Origin of the sequence: Streptomyces sp. HB132 (assembly GCF_016909575.1) — a bacterium.
In the GTDB taxonomy this organism is placed as follows: Bacteria; Actinomycetota; Actinomycetes; order Streptomycetales; family Streptomycetaceae; genus Streptomyces.
Genome location: NZ_JAFBGA010000010.1, coordinates 22,459 through 39,044, shown reverse-complemented (window position 1 = coordinate 39,044; position 16,586 = coordinate 22,459). Strand labels below are relative to the sequence as shown.

At 70.1% G+C, this 16,586-nt stretch carries 17 protein-coding genes; 13 read left to right on the top strand and 4 right to left on the bottom strand.

What is annotated here, in order from left to right:
• Positions 1–165 precede the first annotated feature (165 nt).
• The 8 genes from JOC24_RS22005 to JOC24_RS21970 all read left to right on the top strand — a co-directional run bounded on the left by JOC24_RS22005 (position 166) and on the right by JOC24_RS21970 (position 7,437).
• Positions 166–417, top strand: coding sequence for a YkoF family thiamine-binding protein (locus JOC24_RS22005; RefSeq protein WP_205022078.1), 252 nt, complete (start codon positions 166–168; stop codon positions 415–417).
• Complete coding sequence (locus JOC24_RS22000) at positions 414–791, top strand: helix-turn-helix domain-containing protein (RefSeq protein WP_205022077.1); 378 nt, start codon at positions 414–416, stop codon at positions 789–791. The genes JOC24_RS22005 and JOC24_RS22000 overlap by 4 nt, the downstream gene beginning before the upstream one ends.
• Before the next feature lie 150 nt (positions 792–941).
• The gene (gene uraD, locus JOC24_RS21995; protein ID WP_205022076.1) at positions 942–1,448 is read left to right on the top strand and encodes a 2-oxo-4-hydroxy-4-carboxy-5-ureidoimidazoline decarboxylase; all 507 of its coding nucleotides are present in this window, start codon (positions 942–944) and stop codon (positions 1,446–1,448) included.
• Positions 1,449–1,496: 48 nt separating this feature from the next.
• On the top strand, positions 1,497–1,889 hold the full coding sequence (gene uraH, locus JOC24_RS21990; protein ID WP_205022075.1) for a hydroxyisourate hydrolase: 393 nt from the start codon (positions 1,497–1,499) through the stop codon (positions 1,887–1,889).
• Positions 1,890–1,895: 6 nt separating this feature from the next.
• Positions 1,896–2,819 (top strand): factor-independent urate hydroxylase, encoded by a 924-nt coding sequence (gene pucL / locus JOC24_RS21985; protein WP_205022074.1) that lies wholly within the window; start codon positions 1,896–1,898, stop codon positions 2,817–2,819.
• A 63-nt stretch (positions 2,820–2,882) separates the two neighbouring features.
• Positions 2,883–4,283, top strand: a complete 1,401-nt coding sequence (locus JOC24_RS21980; RefSeq protein ID WP_205022073.1) for a nucleobase:cation symporter-2 family protein — start codon at positions 2,883–2,885, stop codon at positions 4,281–4,283.
• A gap of 45 nt (positions 4,284–4,328) precedes the next feature.
• The gene (locus JOC24_RS21975) at positions 4,329–5,726 is read left to right on the top strand and encodes an 8-oxoguanine deaminase (RefSeq protein ID WP_205022072.1); all 1,398 of its coding nucleotides are present in this window, start codon (positions 4,329–4,331) and stop codon (positions 5,724–5,726) included.
• A gap of 229 nt (positions 5,727–5,955) precedes the next feature.
• A complete protein-coding gene (locus JOC24_RS21970) occupies positions 5,956–7,437 on the top strand; it encodes a nucleobase:cation symporter-2 family protein (RefSeq protein WP_205022071.1) in 1,482 nt (493 codons plus the stop codon).
• A 61-nt stretch (positions 7,438–7,498) separates the two neighbouring features.
• Here the strand turns inward: JOC24_RS21970 and JOC24_RS21965 are convergent, their stop codons facing one another.
• Positions 7,499–8,365: a chitosanase gene (locus JOC24_RS21965; RefSeq protein WP_307792749.1), complete on the bottom strand. Its 867-nt coding sequence runs from the start codon at positions 8,363–8,365 to the stop codon at positions 7,499–7,501.
• A gap of 104 nt (positions 8,366–8,469) precedes the next feature.
• A complete protein-coding gene (locus JOC24_RS21960; RefSeq protein WP_307792748.1) occupies positions 8,470–9,273 on the bottom strand; it encodes a chitosanase in 804 nt (267 codons plus the stop codon).
• Positions 9,274–9,336: 63 nt separating this feature from the next.
• Here JOC24_RS21960 and JOC24_RS21955 point away from each other — a divergent pair, with 63 nt between their 5' ends.
• Positions 9,337–10,020, top strand: coding sequence for an alpha/beta fold hydrolase (locus JOC24_RS21955; protein ID WP_205022070.1), 684 nt, complete (start codon positions 9,337–9,339; stop codon positions 10,018–10,020).
• A 66-nt stretch (positions 10,021–10,086) separates the two neighbouring features.
• Here JOC24_RS21955 and JOC24_RS21950 read toward each other — a convergent pair whose 3' ends face one another.
• A complete protein-coding gene (locus tag JOC24_RS21950; RefSeq protein ID WP_205022069.1) occupies positions 10,087–10,695 on the bottom strand; it encodes a TIGR03086 family metal-binding protein in 609 nt (202 codons plus the stop codon).
• Between the two features lie 117 nt (positions 10,696–10,812).
• Here JOC24_RS21950 and JOC24_RS21945 point away from each other — a divergent pair, with 117 nt between their 5' ends.
• Together JOC24_RS21945 and JOC24_RS21940 are read left to right on the top strand one after the other, a co-directional pair.
• Positions 10,813–11,805, top strand: a complete 993-nt coding sequence (locus JOC24_RS21945; RefSeq protein WP_205022068.1) for a fibronectin type III domain-containing protein — start codon at positions 10,813–10,815, stop codon at positions 11,803–11,805.
• Positions 11,806–12,114: 309 nt separating this feature from the next.
• Positions 12,115–12,561, top strand: coding sequence for a cold-shock protein (locus JOC24_RS21940; protein ID WP_205022067.1), 447 nt, complete (start codon positions 12,115–12,117; stop codon positions 12,559–12,561).
• Positions 12,562–12,632: 71 nt separating this feature from the next.
• Here JOC24_RS21940 and JOC24_RS21935 read toward each other — a convergent pair whose 3' ends face one another.
• Positions 12,633–12,950, bottom strand: coding sequence for an alpha/beta hydrolase (locus tag JOC24_RS21935; protein WP_239580833.1), 318 nt, complete (start codon positions 12,948–12,950; stop codon positions 12,633–12,635).
• A 641-nt stretch (positions 12,951–13,591) separates the two neighbouring features.
• Between JOC24_RS21935 and JOC24_RS21930 the strand changes: the two genes are divergently transcribed.
• The gene (locus JOC24_RS21930; RefSeq protein WP_205022066.1) at positions 13,592–14,755 is read left to right on the top strand and encodes a DegT/DnrJ/EryC1/StrS family aminotransferase; all 1,164 of its coding nucleotides are present in this window, start codon (positions 13,592–13,594) and stop codon (positions 14,753–14,755) included.
• Complete coding sequence (locus tag JOC24_RS34045; protein WP_307792747.1) at positions 14,752–16,536, top strand: HAD-IA family hydrolase; 1,785 nt, start codon at positions 14,752–14,754, stop codon at positions 16,534–16,536. Before JOC24_RS21930 ends, JOC24_RS34045 begins: the two co-directional genes overlap by 4 nt.
• The last annotated feature ends 50 nt before the right edge of the window (positions 16,537–16,586 follow it).

Here is a 16,586-nt window from a genome sequence, read left to right as displayed (position 1 = left end):
CCGCTCGCCCCCCGCTCCGAGCCCGCCCGGATGTGCCTGGTCAGGCGGCCGGCTCGAGATCCTGGGGCGCGGCGCCGGTGAGCCCCTCGGTGCGGGAGGTCCGTGCCTTAGGGTCGGGACGAGCCGTGCGAGCCGACGGACGCGGCGGGACATGAGGGAGGCACCGTGCGCTTGAGGGTGGAATTCACCACCGAGCCCTTCGATCTCGACGAGGCACCCGCTCACGCGGTCGTGGCCCGCGAGGTCATCCAGACCGCCGACCTGGACGCCGTGGACGTGGGCCCCTTCGGGAACACGGCCGAAGGGCACGCCGACCAGGTCCTCACGGCGGTGGACTCCCTGCTGCGCAAGGCCCTGGCCTCGGGGGCCACACGGGTGTCCCTCCAGCTCAACGTGATCGGGGAGGACACCCCGTGACCGGACCGGCCGACCACCCCCTGGTCCTCGCGGTGAAGCCGCTCGTCGACGCCATGGGCGCCGAACTGCTCGACCCGGGGCAGGCCACCCCTGATGACGTGGTGCTCGCCTGGGAGGGGGCGGACGTCATAGCGGTGCGGCTCCCGCAGCTCTCGGAATCGCTCGACCACATCCTGGCCGCCATGGAGCGGCGGCACGGAATGCCGCTCGCCGAACTGGACCGCAAGGCCAAGCAGGGCGTGGTGCGCAGCCTCGAGGCGCGCGGCGCCTTCTCGGTGCGGCACGGCGTCGAGACCGTCGCAGGCGCGCTCGGCGTCAGCCGCTTCACCGTCTACAACTATCTGAACCGGGACAACGCGGCCAAGGGTGAGTAGCCGATCCCAGGTGCCGATGCCGTCGTCCGGAAACTCGGGCGGCGGCATCATCTGTTCGCGGAATTTCAACAAACTGTTGACGTGGTGTTGTGAAGGGCGTTAGCTGTCCGCAGCCCGACAACGCACAGCCGAAAAGCCACGGAGGCTCCCGTGACTACGAGCTCCACACCGGGCCTCGCCCGGTTCAACACCCTGGCGGCCGAGGAGGCCGCAGCCGAGCTGCACGAGGTGTGTGCAAGCGCGGCGTGGGGCCGCACCGTCCTAGCCCGCCGGCCCTACACCGGCAAGGAAGCCCTGTTCTCCGCCAGTGACGCCGCCGTGGCCGAGCTCTCCGCGGAGGACCTGGCCGAGGCGATGGCCGGCCATCCACCGATCGGCCGCCCCAAGCCGGGGGACCCGGCCTCCGCCCGTGAGCAGCGGGGGATGGCCGGTGCGTCCGAGGAGCTCAAGGCGGAGATGCTCGAACTCAACCTGGCCTACCAGGAACGGTTCGGACACGTCTTCCTGATCTGCGCCACCGGAGCCACCGGTGAGCAGATGCGCGACGCGGTGAAGGCCCGCACCGGGAACTCGCCCGAGCAGGAGAGGGAGATCGTCCGCACCGAGCTGGGCAAGATCAACCGCATCCGGCTGACCCGCCTCGTACAGGACTCCTGAGGACCAGGACCTCGTACAGCCCTTCCGAGAACAAGGAGCGTGACGGTCTTGAGCACCGACACCACCGCTTCGGTGTCCACCCACATCCTGGACACCAGCATCGGCCGTCCCGCCGAAGCCGTCACCGTCTCCCTGGCCGCCCGCAGCGGCGGCGACGCGCAGTACGTGGCGCTCGGCGGATCCGCGACCGACGCGGACGGGCGCTGCAAAGACCTGCCGGCCCTGCCGGAAGGAACCACCCACGTGCGGCTCGTCTTCGACACCGAGTCGTACTTCACCGCGAAGAAACAAGCCGAGGCGCAGCAGGACGCCCCCCGCGTAAGGGACAGCGGCGCGTTCTTCCCGGAGGTGGTGATCGCATTCGCCGTCACTCCGGGCGAGCACTTCCACGTACCGCTGCTGCTCAACCCGTTCGGCTACTCCGTTTACCGAGGGAGCTAGCAGACAATGCCCACGATTCTCGGCCAGAACCAGTACGGCAAAGCAGAGAACCGCGTCGTCAGGATCACGCGGGACGGCGACACCCACCACATCAAGGACCTCAACGTCTCGGTCGCCCTCTCCGGCGACATGGACGACGTCCACTACTCCGGCTCCAACGCCAACGTCCTGCCGACCGACACCACCAAGAACACGGTGTTCGCCTTCGCCAAGGAGCACGGCATCGAGTCGGCCGAGCAGTTCGGCATCCACCTCGCCCGGCACTTCGTGAGTTCGCAGGAGCCGATCAAGGTGGCCAGGATCAGGATCGAGGAGTACGGCTGGGAGCGTATAGCGACCTCCGACGGCAACTCGAAGTTCATCGGTGCCGACGAGGTCAAGCACTCCTTCGTCCGCAAGGGCCAGCAGACGCGCACCACCCAGATCACCTTCGACGGTGAGAAGTGGGAGGTCGTCTCCGGCCTCAAGGACCTCACCGTGCTGAACTCCACCAACTCGGAGTTCTGGGGCTACGTCAAGGACAGGTACACGACGCTGAAGGAGGCGTACGACCGCATCCTCGCGACCGACGTCTCCGCCAGGTGGCGCTACAACTGGACCAGCGACGAAGAGCGCATGCCGAACTGGGAGAAGTCCTACGAGCAGACGCGCAAGCACATGCTCCAGGCCTTCGCGGAGACGTACTCCCTCTCGCTCCAGCAGACCCTGTACCAGATGGGTTCCCGCATCATCGACAACCGCAGCGAGATCGACGAGATCCGCTTCTCCCTGCCGAACAACCACCACTTCCTCGTGGACCTGGAGCCCTTCGGCCTCGAGAACGACAACGAGGTCTACTTCGCGGCCGACCGCCCGTACGGTCTCATCGAGGCGACGGTGCTCCGGGACGGCGTCGAGCCGAAGATCCCGGTCGACATGACCAACCTCTGACGCGGTGCTGAACCGGCCCCCGCCCCCGCGGGGCGAGGGCCGGTCATCCCGGAGGGAAATCCCATGGCACAGCCTGCAACGGGGCCGGCGAAAGGCCCGTGTACCGCCCCACCGACCGCTGCCGGAACGGCAGTGCACCCGGTGGACGAGAAGCTCCCGCCCTCGCGGCTCGTCCCCGCCGCGCTCCAGCACATCGCCGCCATGTACGCGGGCGTCGTCACCCCTCCGCTCATCATCGGGCAGGCCGTGGGACTCGACCCGGCCGGAATGACCCGGCTGATCGCGGCGAGTCTCCTGATCGCGGGGCTCGCCACCCTCGTCCAGACCCTCGGTGCCGGACGCTTCGCCGGGAACCGGCTGCCCTTCGTCAACGCGGCGTCCTCCGCCGGGATCGCGCCGATGCTCGCCATCGCGGAGACGAGTGCCCCCGGTCGTCAACTCCCCGCGATCTACGGAGCGGTGCTCGTCGCAGGCGTCTTCTGCCTGGCCGTCGGCCCGTTCTTCGGACGCCTCCTGCGCTTCTTCCCCCCGCTCGTCACCGGCGTAGTCATCACCCTCATCGGCGTCACCCTGATGCCGGTGCCCGTCGGCTGGGCCCAGGGAGGCGACGCCACCGCCGACGACTTCGGCGCCATGAAGTACCTGGCGCTCGCCGCCTTCACCCTCGTCGTCATCCTCCTGATCCAGCGCTTCGGACGTGGCTTCGTCAAGCAGGTCGCCCTGCTCGCGGGCATGTTCGTCGGAACCGTCGCGGCCGTCCCCTTCGGACTCGCCGACTTCTCCGCACTCGGGTCCGCGCCCGTCGCCGCCCTGCCCACACCCTTCGCCTTCGGCGCACCCGAATTCCGGCCCGCCGCGATCCTCTCCCTGTGCATCGTGATGCTGGTACTGATGACGGAGTCGTCAGCCGGAATGCTGGCGCTCGGCGAGATCTGCGAGCGGCGCACCGACGGCGCCACCATCACGCGGGGTCTGCGCACCGACGGCATCGCCACCCTCCTGGGCCCCGTCTTCGGAGGCTTCCCCACCAGCGCCTTCGCCCAGAACGTCGGCGTCGTCTCGCTGACCCGGGTACGCAGCCGCTACGTGGTCGCCGCGGCCGGCGGTGCGCTGCTGGTCCTGGGCGCCTTCCCCGTGCTCGGGGCGATCGTCTCACTGGTTCCGATGCCCGTGCTCGGAGGCGCCGGCATCGTCCTGTTCGGCTCGATCGCGGTCAGCGGCATCCGGACCCTGTCCGAGGCCGGACTCGACGACAGCTCCAACATCATCCTCGTGGCGGTGGCACTCGGCGCGGGCATCATCCCGCTCGCGGCGCCCGCCTTCTACGCCGGATTCCCCTCCTGGGCGCAGACCGTGCTCGGCTCAGGGATCAGCGCGGGAGCCCTCGTGGCGGTCCTGCTCAATCTGTTCTTCCATCATCTCGGCACCCACAGCCGTAACGCTGTGGCACTCAAATCCTCCTAGGGTCCTGCCGTGCCCACATCGCCAGAGACAGAAGAGGGAAGCACCATGGCAACTACGGCGGATACAAGGACCATTCAGCGCACCGTCATCGAGAACTGCTCCATCGCCACCGTCGACGCCCACGACACCGAGTACGCCTCGGGGCACATCGTCGTGGCGGACAACCGCATCGAGGCCGTCGGTGCCGGCAAGGCACCTGAGGGCCTCACCGGTGTCGTACGCCGCATCGACGGCACCGGGCACCTCGTCACGCCCGGCCTGGTCAACACCCACCACCACTTCTACCAGTGGATCACCCGGGGCCTGGCTACCGACCACAACCTCTTCGACTGGCTGGTCGCGCTGTACCCGACGTGGGCGCGCATCGACGAGCCGATGGCCCGCGCGGCCGCCCAGGGCTCGCTCGCGATGATGGCCCGCGGCGGGGTCACCACCGCCATGGACCACCACTACGTCTACCCCCGCGGTTCCGGCGACCTGTCCGGCGCGATCATCGGCGCCGCCCGCGACATGGGCGTACGCTTCACCCTCGCCCGCGGCTCCATGGACCGCAGCGAGAAGGACGGCGGACTGCCGCCGGACTTCGCGGTGGAAACCCTCGACGGAGCGCTCGCCGCCACCGAGGCGACCATCGACGAGCACCACGACACCTCGTTCGGCGCGATGACACAGATCGCGGTCGCCCCCTGCTCGCCGTTCTCGGTGTCCACCGAACTGTTGCGACAGGGAGCGGAGTTGGCGCGTCGTCGTGGCGTGAGGCTGCACACCCACGGCTCGGAGACCGTCGAGGAGGAGCAGTTCTGCAAGGAGCTGTTCGGGATGGGGCCGACCGACTACTTCGAGTCGACCGGCTGGCTCGGTGACGACGTGTGGATGGCGCACTGCGTCCACATGAACGACTCCGACATCGCCGCCTTCGCCCGCACCGGCACCGGCGTCGCGCACTGCCCGTCCTCCAACGCCCGTCTCGCCGCGGGCATCGCCCGAGTCCCCGACATGCTCGCCGCCGGTGTGCCGGTCGGGCTCGGCGTCGACGGCACCGCTTCCAACGAGTCCGGCGAACTCCACACCGAACTGCGCAACGCCCTCCTCGTCAACCGCCTCGGCGCCCACCGCGAGAAGGCGCTGAACGCCCGTCAGGCGCTGCGCCTCGGAACGTACGGCGGAGCCAGGGTGCTCGGCCGGGCCGACGAGATCGGCTCCCTGGAGCCAGGCAAGCTCGCCGACCTCGTGCTGTGGAAGATGGACACCCTCGCCCACGCCTCCATCGCGGACCCCGTGACCGCACTGGTCCTCGGTGCCGCTGCCCCCGTCACCCTCTCCCTCGTCAACGGCAGAACCGTCGTCGAGGACAACCACCTCACCACGGTGGACGAGGACGCCATCGCGCGCGCGACCCGTGACGAGGCCGGGCGACTGGCCCGGATCGCGGCCGGAGCCTGATGCTCCGCGCCCCCTGACAGGCCGGCCGAGGGGGACGGCCCTCGGCCGGCCGCCGTGGACCCAGCAGGGTCGACGGCAGCCTGTGCGGGTGCGCGTACGTCGCGTACGCGCACCCGCACAGGTGAGCTCCAAGCTGCCCGCACCAGCTGCACGACCTGCACCAACGCACCACTCCGCACCACCTCCCTGACACCCACGTCGTCCGACGTGTACCCGACCGGAGGAAGCCGTGGCAGCTACGCCCAGGTTTCGTAAGAACGCAGTCGAAGGAAGCGCGGCCGAAGGAAGCGCAGCCGAAGGAAGCGCGGCCGACGCAAGCGCAGTCGAGGAGCACGGCCGGAAGCATCCGGTCGACGAGAAGCTTCCGCCCCTGCGGATGTTCACCAGCGGTCTGCAGCACGTGGCCGCGATGTACGCGGGGGTGGTGGCCCCGCCCATGATCGTGGGGCCCGCCGTGGGTCTCAGCGCCGAGGAGACCGCCTTCCTCATGGGGGCGAGCCTCTTCACCGCGGGCATAGCCACCCTGCTCCAGACGCTCGGCTTCTGGCGAATAGGCGCCCGGCTGCCGTTCGTCAACGGCGTCTCGTTCGCCGGGGTCACCCCGATGATCGCGATAGGCAAGGACCGCGGACACGACGGCATCGCCGTCATCTTCGGCGCGATCATCGTCGCCGGCCTCCTCGGCTTCGTCCTCGCGCCGTACTTCTGCAAGCTGGTGCGGTTCTTCCCGCCCGTCGTCACCGGCACGGTCATCACCCTGATCGGGGTCTCGCTGCTGCCGGTCGCCTTCAACTGGTCGCAGGGCGGCAACGCGGCCGCCGACGACTACGGTTCGACGACGAACATCACGATGGCCGCCGTCACGCTCGTGATCGTGCTCGCCCTGCGCAAACTGCTGCGGGGCTTCCTCCAGCAGATCGCCATCCTGCTCGGCCTGGTCATCGGCACCCTGATCGCCATCCCCGCCGGCATCACCGACTTCGGGGCACTGGGCGACGCCGACGTGGTCGGCTTCCCGACGCCGTTCCACTTCGGCGCACCGCAGTTCGAGATCGCGGCCATCATCTCGATGTGCATCGTGATGCTGGTCTGCATGACCGAGTCCACCGCCGACATGCTGGCCCTCGGCAAGATCGTCGGCCGCCCCGCGGACGAGCGGACCATCGAGGGCGGACTGCGTGCCGACACCCTGGGCAGCGCCGTGAGCCCGCTCTTCAACGGCTTCATGTGCAGCGCGTTCGCCCAGAACATCGGGCTGGTCGCCATGACCAAGGTCCGCAGCAGGTTCGTCGTCGCCGCGGGCGGGGCGATCCTCGTGCTGCTCGGGCTGGTCCCCGTGGCCGCGTCCGTCATCGCCCTCGTACCGCTTCCGGTCCTCGGGGGCGCGGGCATAGTGCTCTTCGGGTCGGTGGCCGCGAGCGGTATCCAGACCCTGGCGACCGCGGCCCTGGAGAAGGGCGAGAACGCCCTGATCGTCGCGGCGGCCGTCGGTATCGGCCTCATCCCGATCGCGGCTCCGGACTTCTACCACGCCTTCCCCGAGGACCTGCTCGTCGTCCTGGACTCGGGCATCTCCACCGGCTGCGTGGTGGCGATCGTCCTGAACCTGGCCTTCAACCACTGGGGCCGGACGCCCGACGCGGAGCCGGGGACGGAAGCCGCGGACAGCGAACAGCCCAAGGATCCGATGGCCCTGCCCGTCGCCCACTGACCCCTCGGTGCGCGTACGGAGACCCACGGCAGGGATCCGTACGCGCACCCTGCGGGTGGTGTCAGCCGATGTGGAAGCTGTCGCCGTAGACCTGCCAGTCCAGCGGCGGGTCCAGATCCAGGTTGCCGTTCCGCAGGAACACCCGCTGGGCCGTGTCCACCCGGCTGGTGTCGGAGTGGGCCTCCTCCTGCTTCATCGCCCACACCCGTGCGTCGAGGAACGCGTCGAGGTAGGCCACCTCGTCACCGCCCTGCGACGGCGGGCTCGCCTCGGCCAGGGCCATCTGCCGGATGGCTCCGAAGCTGGTGCTGTCGCCGCCCCCGCCGTGCATCACGATGGCGTCGTAGTAGGCGAACTGCCCCAGCGTGCCGAGGCCGTCGGCCTTGGCCTGGCGCACGGCCGGGTCGAAGTACACCCGGTCGCGCTCGTCGTTCTGGGCCTGCCGGAACGCGTCGTCCGCCGCGGCCTCGGCCCAGTGGCCGGTGAAACCGGGGTCGAGCCCCTCGTGCGAATCGGTGCCGTTCACGTCCCGCAGGGCGGGCAGGTACGACGCCAGGACATTGCCCGGCTTCCGCTCCGTGTACAGCTCCACCAGACCGAGCATGTCGCTGGTGCCGGAGCAGAACCCTATGATCCCGGCGGTGTAGCCGCGGCCGTCGCCGATGTCCTCGATGTAGCCGTACTGGGCCTTCCAGTCCAGCGTGGAGTTCTCCGCGCTGGACACCAGCTGCATCGCGATGTCCTTCTTCGCGGGGTCGTCGAGACCGGTCGCTGCTGCCTCCAGGTGTGCGGCCGGCGGCGTGGGGGCGCCGGCGTGGGCGATGGCCGGAATCGCCGTGAAGGTCAGCCCGAGGGCCAGCACGGTGAATCCGACGGTGCGGGTGAATCGGGTGGTGCGACGTGAGGTGCTGTTGTGGGGGTGATGCACCGGTCCTCCAGCAGGAGTTCGTCGTTCCGATATTCTGTTAGTAAACTTTCCTACCAGAGGTCGGAGCGCGTCGTAACCCCCGTGCACGGACGGACCCGAGCACTTCAGCTTCCGTCGATGCGGAAGCGCTCGCCGTAGACCTTCCACACCAGGGGGGTTTCCAACTGGAGCCTCCCCTCCCTGACGAAGACGCGTTGGGCGGTCTCCACCCGGCTGGTGTCGCTGTGTGAGGGCTCCTTGCGCATCGCGGCCACCCGGGCGTCGAGGAAGGCGTTCAGATAGGCCTCCTCGTCACCTCCCCCGGACGGCGGATCGGCCTCGGCGAGGGCCTGCGCGCGCATCGTGCGGAAGCCGACCGTGCCCTCGGCGTCGGCGTACCCGTGCATCACATAGGCGTCGTAGTAGACGAACTGCCCCAGGGCGCTGAGCCCGTCGGCCTCGGCGCGCTCGACCGCCGGATCGAAGTACGAGCTGTCCCGCTCCGCGTCCTGCGCGGCCCGGAAACGCGGATCCGCCGCCGCCTCCGCCCAGGCGTGGGCGAAGGCGGCGCCGAGCCCTTCGTGCGAGTCACTGCCGTTCACCGCGCGCAGTGCCGGAAGGAAGTCCGCGAGCGCGTTGCCCGGGCGCTTCGCCGTGTAGCGCTCGACGACCTTCAGCAGGTCGCCGGTGGCGGAGCAGAACCCGATGATGCCGGCGGTGTAGCCGCGGCCGTCGCCGATGTCCTCGATGTAGCCGTACTGGGCCTTCCAGTCCAGCGTGGAGTTCTCCGCGCTGGACACCAGCCGCATGGCGATGTCCTTCTTCGCGGGGTCGTCGAGACCCGTCTCGGGGGAGGGGGAACCGGTTCCGGAACAGCCGGTCAGGACGAGGGCCGCGACGGCGGCGAGGGCGGGGCGCCTGTGTTTCACGCACCAAGCCTGCCAGGCAGGGGGCGGTCCCGACCGGGGCGGGGCGCCTGTAGCGTTCGCGATATGGAAGATCAGTCTGTTGTGGACGTCGGCGAAGTGCGGCTGGCGTATCGGACCTGGGGTGACCCCTTCGGCTCGCCCGTCGTCCTCTTGCACGGCCTCGGCGGCTCGTCCCTGAGCTGGGAGGCCGTCGGCACCCTGCTCGGCGAGGAGTGGCGGGTGTACGCCATCGACCTGCGCGGCCACGGCGAGAGCGACTGGCCCGACGAGTACGGCTTCGAGCAGATGCGGGACGACGTCCTGGAGTTCCTCGACGCCTGCGAGCTCGACCGGGTCGGCCTCGTCGGCCACTCGATGGGCGGCGTGGTCGCCTATCTGCTCGCCGAGGAGCACGCCGACCGGGTGGAGCGACTGGTGCTGGTCGAGACCCCGCCGCCGTTCCCGGGGCAGCTGGTGGCCGACAGCCGCCCCGCGGGCCCGGTGGACTACGACGAGAACGTCGTGCCGGCCGTCCGGGCCCAGGTGGCCGAGCCGGATCCCCGGTGGGAGCAGGAGCTGGGGCAGATCGTCGCCCCGACGCTGATGATCGCCGGGGGTCCGGAGAGCAGCATGCCGCAGGGGAGGCTGGCCGACATGGCCTCGCTCATCCCCGACTGCCGGCTGCTCACCCTGGGCGGCGGTCACCATGTGCACAAGAAGCACGCGGACCAGGTGGCCCAGCAGATCACCGAGTTCTTCACCAGCTGAGCAGTCCCGGACCCCTTACCGTCGGCCCCAGGTGCGACGCCACCGTCGTGCCCGAGCGCTGCGTCCTCAGTCGCCCGGCTGCCAGTCGGGCCGGCGTCCGCTCAGCGCGATCACCCGGTCGGCCAGCGGCGCGTCGGCCGGGACGGGCACCGGCGGGCCGAAGATCGCGTCCGGGCCGGACCTGTCGTCGTCCCCGGGCGCCAGCATCGCCTCCGACGAGCGCAGGCTCGCCTCGTCCGCCCGGAACGCCTGCCCCGTCGACCTGGCCAGGTCCCAGCCGTGCACCACCAACTCGTTCCGTACGACCATTCCGGCGACCTGGCCGGGCAGATCGATCCCGCCGGCCCGGGTCATGCCCTCCAGCGCGGCGGGTGAGCGCCAGGCCGCGACCAGCTCGTCCAGCAGGGGTGGCAGCGCCGTGCGCCAGTCGGCGGGCAGTACCGGCAGGGCCGCCGTCGGGGGCGTGTCGGTCGTCGGGCCGAGATTCTTTTGTGCCGCGTCGAGGAAGGCGGCGGTCAGTCCCAGGAGGTGCCCGAGCAGCTCCCGCACCGAGTAGTCGGGGCAGGGTGTCGGGCCGGACAGCTGCCGGTCCTCGATGTCACCGATCAGTTCGCGGATCTGCCGCGCCGCCGGTCCGAGATCGAGTCCGGGTGCGATTCCGTCATGCGTATCCATACCCATAAGACCCCCCTCGGGACCGGAACTCATCGCGGACATCGCGGAATGTTCCGGTCCGCCCTCTTGTCGGAGGCGGCACCCGCATGGCATATAGGTCTGGACCATTGCCGTCGGATGGAAGGCATCACCGTGCAACGCCCCCACGCACGCACCGCGTTGGCCTGCCCCGCCGCGCTGCTCCTCGCCGCTCTCGCCGCCTGTGGAGGATCCGCCGAAGCGGACTCCGAGAACCCGACGGTCCCCGAGGGGGTGACGGCCCAGGCCGGCAGCGCCACCTCCGTACACGTCATGTGGGAGCGGTCCACCGACGACAAGGGCGTCACCGGCTACGACGTCTACCGTGAGGGGAGGAAGGCGGCCTCGGTGGCCGCGGCCACGCTGATGACCGACATCGACGGGCTCACCGCGTCCACGGCCTACACCTTCACGGTCAGGGCCCGCGACGCCGCCGGAAACCACTCCGCCCCGAGCGCCGCCGCCACCGTCACCACACCCGCGACCGCCCCCGCCGACGAGGAGGCGCCGACCGGACCGTCGAAGCTACGGGGCAGGGCGGACAGCGGCCGGACGGTCACCCTGTCCTGGGGTGGCTCCACGGACGACGTCGGCGTCACCTCGTACGACGTCTACCAGGAGGATTCCAGGATCCACAGCGTCTCCGGAACGCGGACCACGGCCCGGATCACGGGGCTGCGGCCCGGCACCGTCTACACCTTCACCGTCCGCGCCCGTGACGCAGCCGACCACTCCTCGCCGGACAGCGACGCGCTCGACCTCACCACCCCGTCCGCACCCGGCGCCCCCGCGAGCACGGCGCCGACCGGGCTGCGGACGAAGGTGACGGCCCGGGCCGGGGAGTCGCTGGTCGACCTCTCCTGGGACCAGCCGGACACCGGCGGCACGATTCCCGCGTACCAGCTGTTCCTGAACGGAAAGCTGACCACCACCATCGTCTGGGGTGGCACACCGCCCTCGGGCCGCGCGACGTACAGGCTCACTCTCACCGACCCGCCGGGCACCCGCTACTCGCTCAAACTGCGGCCCAGGCTCCCCGACGGGAAGTGGGGCGACTTCTCGGCCCAGCGCACTGTGGTGCTGCCCGGCTGACGGCCGGTCGCCCGCCCCACCGTGTCCCCGTTCTTCGTGGGCCACGTGAACACCTCGTCCGGCGCGTGGGGCGACCTGCCGCGCGGCGGCGAGCGGCCTTCGCGCAGCGCCGCCCGCTGGTGCCACTGACACTATGCTGTGGCCGGTACCGAGGGCTCAGGTGTCACCTGTGGCTCATGACGGCCGCGACGTCAGCGGCCGGTACGCCGCGGCGGCACGTCCGGACCAGGTGTAGGTGGGCCGGCCCCCGCAGCGGCAGTGGTGTCCCCGGGCATGGGGTCCGGGGGGTTGTTCGAGAGGCGGATTCTGATGGTCAGCGGGCGTGTGGTGCGGTTCGACAGCGCAAAGGGCTATGGATTCATCGCGCCGGAACACGGTGGCGAGGACGTCTTTCTGCATGTGAACGACCTCTGGATTCCGGAGGCGTCCGTCAGGCCCGGTCTGAGGGTCGAGTTCGAGGTCGAGCAGAGCGACCGGGGACTCAAGGCCTCGGCGGTGCGCCTCGCCACCGGCAGCGGCGGCAGTGAGCCGACCGCGGCCCCGGCGTCCGGTGCTGCGGGAGCTCTCGTGTCCCCGAGCAGGCAGACGGCGGACGGCGACGACGTGCTGTGCGACGTGCTCAGCTCGGACGAGTACGTACGGGACGTCACCGAGGTGCTGCTGGAGTCGGCACCGGCGCTCACCGCGGAGCACATCCTCCAGGTGCGCCAGGGACTGCTGCAGTTCGCCAAGAACCGCGGATGGGTCGAGGGCTGAGGCGGTCGGGGCCCTGCCGCCGGGTCGGCAGGGCCCCTTGGCTCCCGCGCCGTGGGGGTCCGGTACGGGGATCAACTCGCCTGGCAGAGCGTGTCCTTGTCGGGCATCCGGCCTTCGACGAGGTAGCGCGTGGTGATGTTCAGCGCGCAGGGGGTGTCGCCGAGGACGTAGACGCCGTGCCCGCCGTCGTCGACGCTCAGCAGTCGGGACCGGTCCGCGAATTTCTGGCGCAGCGTCTTTCCGCCGAGGTGAGGTGTGGGCGCGTCGCGCAGGTTCTGCACGCGGAGCACGTTGCGCGGTCCGTCGTCGTCGACCGCGACCGGCGGCTCTGCCGGGGTGTACGGCCAGAAGGCGCAGGGCGTGATGTTGGCTGCGGCGGCGCCGTACAGCGGGTAGCGCTCGCCGTCCTCGGCGACGGCGTGCCGGTAGGTGTCGACGCGCGGAATGGTGCGACGTCGTCACCGCGCCGCGGCTCCGTGGGGCCGTCGAGCGGCTCGGACGCGGTCCGGGCCGAGTTCGCCGAAGGCGGGCCTGGACGGTTCGCGCGGCGTCCCACGCACTGCGCTGCTCGGACAGCCATGAACTGCGGCGACTGCTCGGTGGAGACGGCCACAGCGCCGATCACGAACGCCTCCGACGGTATGACGACCGGCCGGCGTTCCTTCGCGACCCGTTTGGACAACCCGCACCGCACATTCCCGAACATCGGGTCTGTCGCGCTCCCGAATGACCATCAGTGAGACTTCCGTAGGGGTTCCGGAAGTGGCGACGTATCGGCTGGTCACCGTTTACGAAACCGTTCCCGAAATCCGCATGTCGTCGACTCGGCAGAGCGCCGCACACCGTATCCCCGCCCTGTTCACAGCTGCATCAGGCACATCGCCCCCGCACCGGTATCCGTGGCGACGATCCGTCGTCCCGCACGCGAATAGGGGGGTGGTAGGGGAAGGAGGAGGGGGAAGGGTGAATGCATTGCTGCGTTAGTTTCATGGCCCAGGTCGATTCAATTCACTCGGAGCGTGTGTAGTCAATGGGTCCTTCGCCGCAGTCATTTGAATTCCCCGCCTGGCCGCAGTACGGGGACGAGGAGCGGAGCGCACTGGTCCGCGCCCTCGACCAGGGTCAGTGGTGGCGCATCGGGGGGAGCGAGGTCGACACCTTCGAGAAGGAGTTCGCCGAATACCACGGTGCCCCGTACGCCCTCGCGGTGACCAACGGGACGCATGCGCTGGAGCTCGCCCTCCAGGTGCTCGGAGTCGGCCCCGGCTCCGAGGTCATCGTTCCCGCCTTCACTTTCATCTCCTCCTCGCAGGCCGCCCAGCGGCTGGGCGCGGTGGCCGTTCCGGTGGACGTCGACCTGGAGACGTACTGCATCGATCCGGCCGCCGTCGCCGCCGCGATGGGACCCAGGACCAAGGCCGTGATGCCGGTCCACATGGCGGGTCAGATCGCCGACATGGACGCGCTGGAGAAGCTGACCGCCGACGCGGGTGTGGCGATCCTGCAGGACGCGGCGCATGCCCACGGTGCGCAGTGGCAGGGGAAGAAGGTCGGCGAGCTCGGCTCCGTCGCCGCCTTCAGCTTCCAGAACGGCAAGCTCATGACCGCGGGCGAGGGGGGCGCGGTGACCTTCCCGACCCGTGAGCTGTACGACAGCGCGTTCCTGCGGCACAGCTGTGGTCGGCCTCCGACGGACCGCAAGTACTTCCACAACACCTCGGGCTCCAACTTCCGGATGAACGAGTTCAGCGCGTCGGTCCTGCGGGCCCAACTGGGGCGTCTGGCGGGGCAGATCGACACGCGTGAGGACCGCTGGCCGCTGCTGGCGAGCCTGCTCGCCGAGATCCCCGGTGTCGTACCCCAGACCAGGGACGAGCGCAACGACCGCAATCCGCACTACATGGCCATGTTCCGGGTCCCCGACCTCGGTGAGGAGCGTCGCAACGCGCTCGTGGACACCCTGATCGAGCGTGGGCTCCCGGCGTTCGTCGGTTTCCGCGCCATCTACCGCAGCGACGGTTTCTGGGAGTCCGCCGCTCCCGAGGAGTCCGTGGAGGACATCGCGCGCCGCTGCCCGAACTCCGAGGCGCTCACCCGGGACTCCGTCTGGTTGCACCACCGGACCCTGCTGGGCACCGAGCAGCAGATGCACGACATCGCCGCCGTCGTCGCCGAGAGCGTGGCCGGGGCGTGAACGCGCCCGTCCGTGTCGTGGTGGTCGGGATGGGATGGGCGGGCCGGGAGATCTGGCTCCCCCGGCTGACCGGGCATCCGGCCTTCGAAGTCGTGGCTGTGGTCGACCCGGTGGCAGGACCCGTGGACACGGGGGTTCCGCGGCTGGGTGACGTCGCGGAGATCGAGTCCGGGACCGTCGACCTCGCGGTCGTAGCCGTGCCCAACCACCTGCACGCCGACATCGCCGAGAAACTACTGGCCCGGGGCATACCCGTGTTCCTCGAGAAGCCGGTGTGCCTGACCTCCGCCGAGGCCGACCGGCTCGCGGAGGCGGAACGCGCCGGAGGCGCGGTGCTGCTCGCCGGCAGCGCGGCCCGGTACCGGGCCGACGTCCGGGCGTTGTACGAACGGGTGTCGGCCGTGGGACGGGTCCGGCACGTCGACGTGTCCTGGGTACGGGCGCGTGGCGTTCCGGACTCCGGGGGCTGGTTCACGCAGGCCCGGCTTGCGGGTGGCGGCGCACTGGTCGACCTCGGATGGCACCTGCTCGACTGCGTCGCGCCGGTTCTGGGACCTGCCGCGGTGACGCAGGTGGTCGGCGCGGTGTCCGACGACTTCGTCAACACGTCCGGAGCACGGGCCGGCTGGCGCGATCGTGTCCCCACTGCGGGCAAGAACGCGGCAGGCGGCGACGTCGAGGACACCGTCCGGGGCTTCCTGCTCACCGAGGACGGCGTCTCCGTGGCGCTCCGCGCGAGCTGGGCGTCGCACGAGGCGCGCGACGTCACGCGGATCACGGTCGAGGGCAGTGCGGGCGTGGCCTCGCTGCGCTGCACCTTCGGGTTCAGCCCCAACCGCGAGGGGGGCTCCAGCCTGACGTTCACCGTCGACGGTGAGACGACGCAGGTGCCGTTGGCAGCCGAGCAGATCGGTGCGGAGTACGACCGGCAGCTCGACGAACTGCCCGGGTTGCTGGGTGACCCGGGCATGACCGGGCGGGCCGTGGCGGACGCACGCCGGACCATCGGGGTCATCGAGCGTCTCTACGCCAGTGCCCGGCAGACCGTTCCGAACCACGACGCGACCAGGGAGTACCGGATGGACAGGCGCATGACGGGGCTGACGGGGGAAACGCCCGCCGTGGGTACGCTGGAGCACCCCAGAAGTGTGGTGGTGTTCGACCTCGACGGTGTACTGGTGGACAGCACCGAGGTGATGCGTGAGGCGTTCTCCATCGCCTACGCGGAGGTCGTGGGCGAAGGGCCGGCGCCGTTCGAGGAGTACAACCGGCATCTGGGCCGGTACTTCCCCGACATCATGCGCATCATGGATCTGCCGCTCGCGATGCAGGAGCCCTTCGTCAGGGAGAGCTATCGGATGGCTCACCTGGTTCCCATGTTCGACGGGGTGCCGGAGATGCTGCACACACTGCGGGAGCGGGGATTCCGGCTCGCCGTGGCCACGGGCAAGAGCGGGCCGCGGGCGCGTTCACTGCTGTCGCAGCTGGGAGTCCTGGAGCTCTTCGACCACGTGATCGGGTCGGACGAGATCGCTCACCCGAAGCCCGCTCCGGACATCGTGCTCAAGGCACTTGAACTGCTCGGAGCCGAGCCCGACAGCGCGGTGATGGTCGGGGACGCGGTCACCGACATAGAGAGCGCGCACGGGGCGGGGGTCGCCGCACTGGCGGCGCTGTGGGGGGAGACGGACGAGGCCGCGCTGCTTGCCGCGTCGCCCGACGCCGTACTCCACAAGCCGGGGGACCTGCTGGCGCTGTGGCCGGCGGGTGGAGCCGGCTGAACGTCCCCTCGGCCGGCCGTGTGCGGAACGGCCGGCTCGTCCCGCCGCCG

Bases quoted from the DNA above. Each gene is read 5' to 3' on its own strand.
- pucL (WP_205022074.1), top strand. From the start codon at position 1,896: ATGCCCACGATTCTCGGCCAGAACCAGTACGGCAAAGCAGAGAACCGC.
- JOC24_RS21980 (WP_205022073.1), top strand. From the start codon at position 2,883: ATGGCACAGCCTGCAACGGGGCCGGCGAAAGGCCCGTGTACCGCCCCA.
- JOC24_RS21975 (WP_205022072.1), top strand. From the start codon at position 4,329: ATGGCAACTACGGCGGATACAAGGACCATTCAGCGCACCGTCATCGAG.
- JOC24_RS21955 (WP_205022070.1), top strand. From the start codon at position 9,337: ATGGAAGATCAGTCTGTTGTGGACGTCGGCGAAGTGCGGCTGGCGTAT.
- JOC24_RS21950 (WP_205022069.1), bottom strand. From the start codon at position 10,695: ATGGATACGCATGACGGAATCGCACCCGGACTCGATCTCGGACCGGCG.
- JOC24_RS21945 (WP_205022068.1), top strand. From the start codon at position 10,813: ATGGAAGGCATCACCGTGCAACGCCCCCACGCACGCACCGCGTTGGCC.
- JOC24_RS21940 (WP_205022067.1), top strand. From the start codon at position 12,115: ATGGTCAGCGGGCGTGTGGTGCGGTTCGACAGCGCAAAGGGCTATGGA.
- JOC24_RS21930 (WP_205022066.1), top strand. From the start codon at position 13,592: ATGGGTCCTTCGCCGCAGTCATTTGAATTCCCCGCCTGGCCGCAGTAC.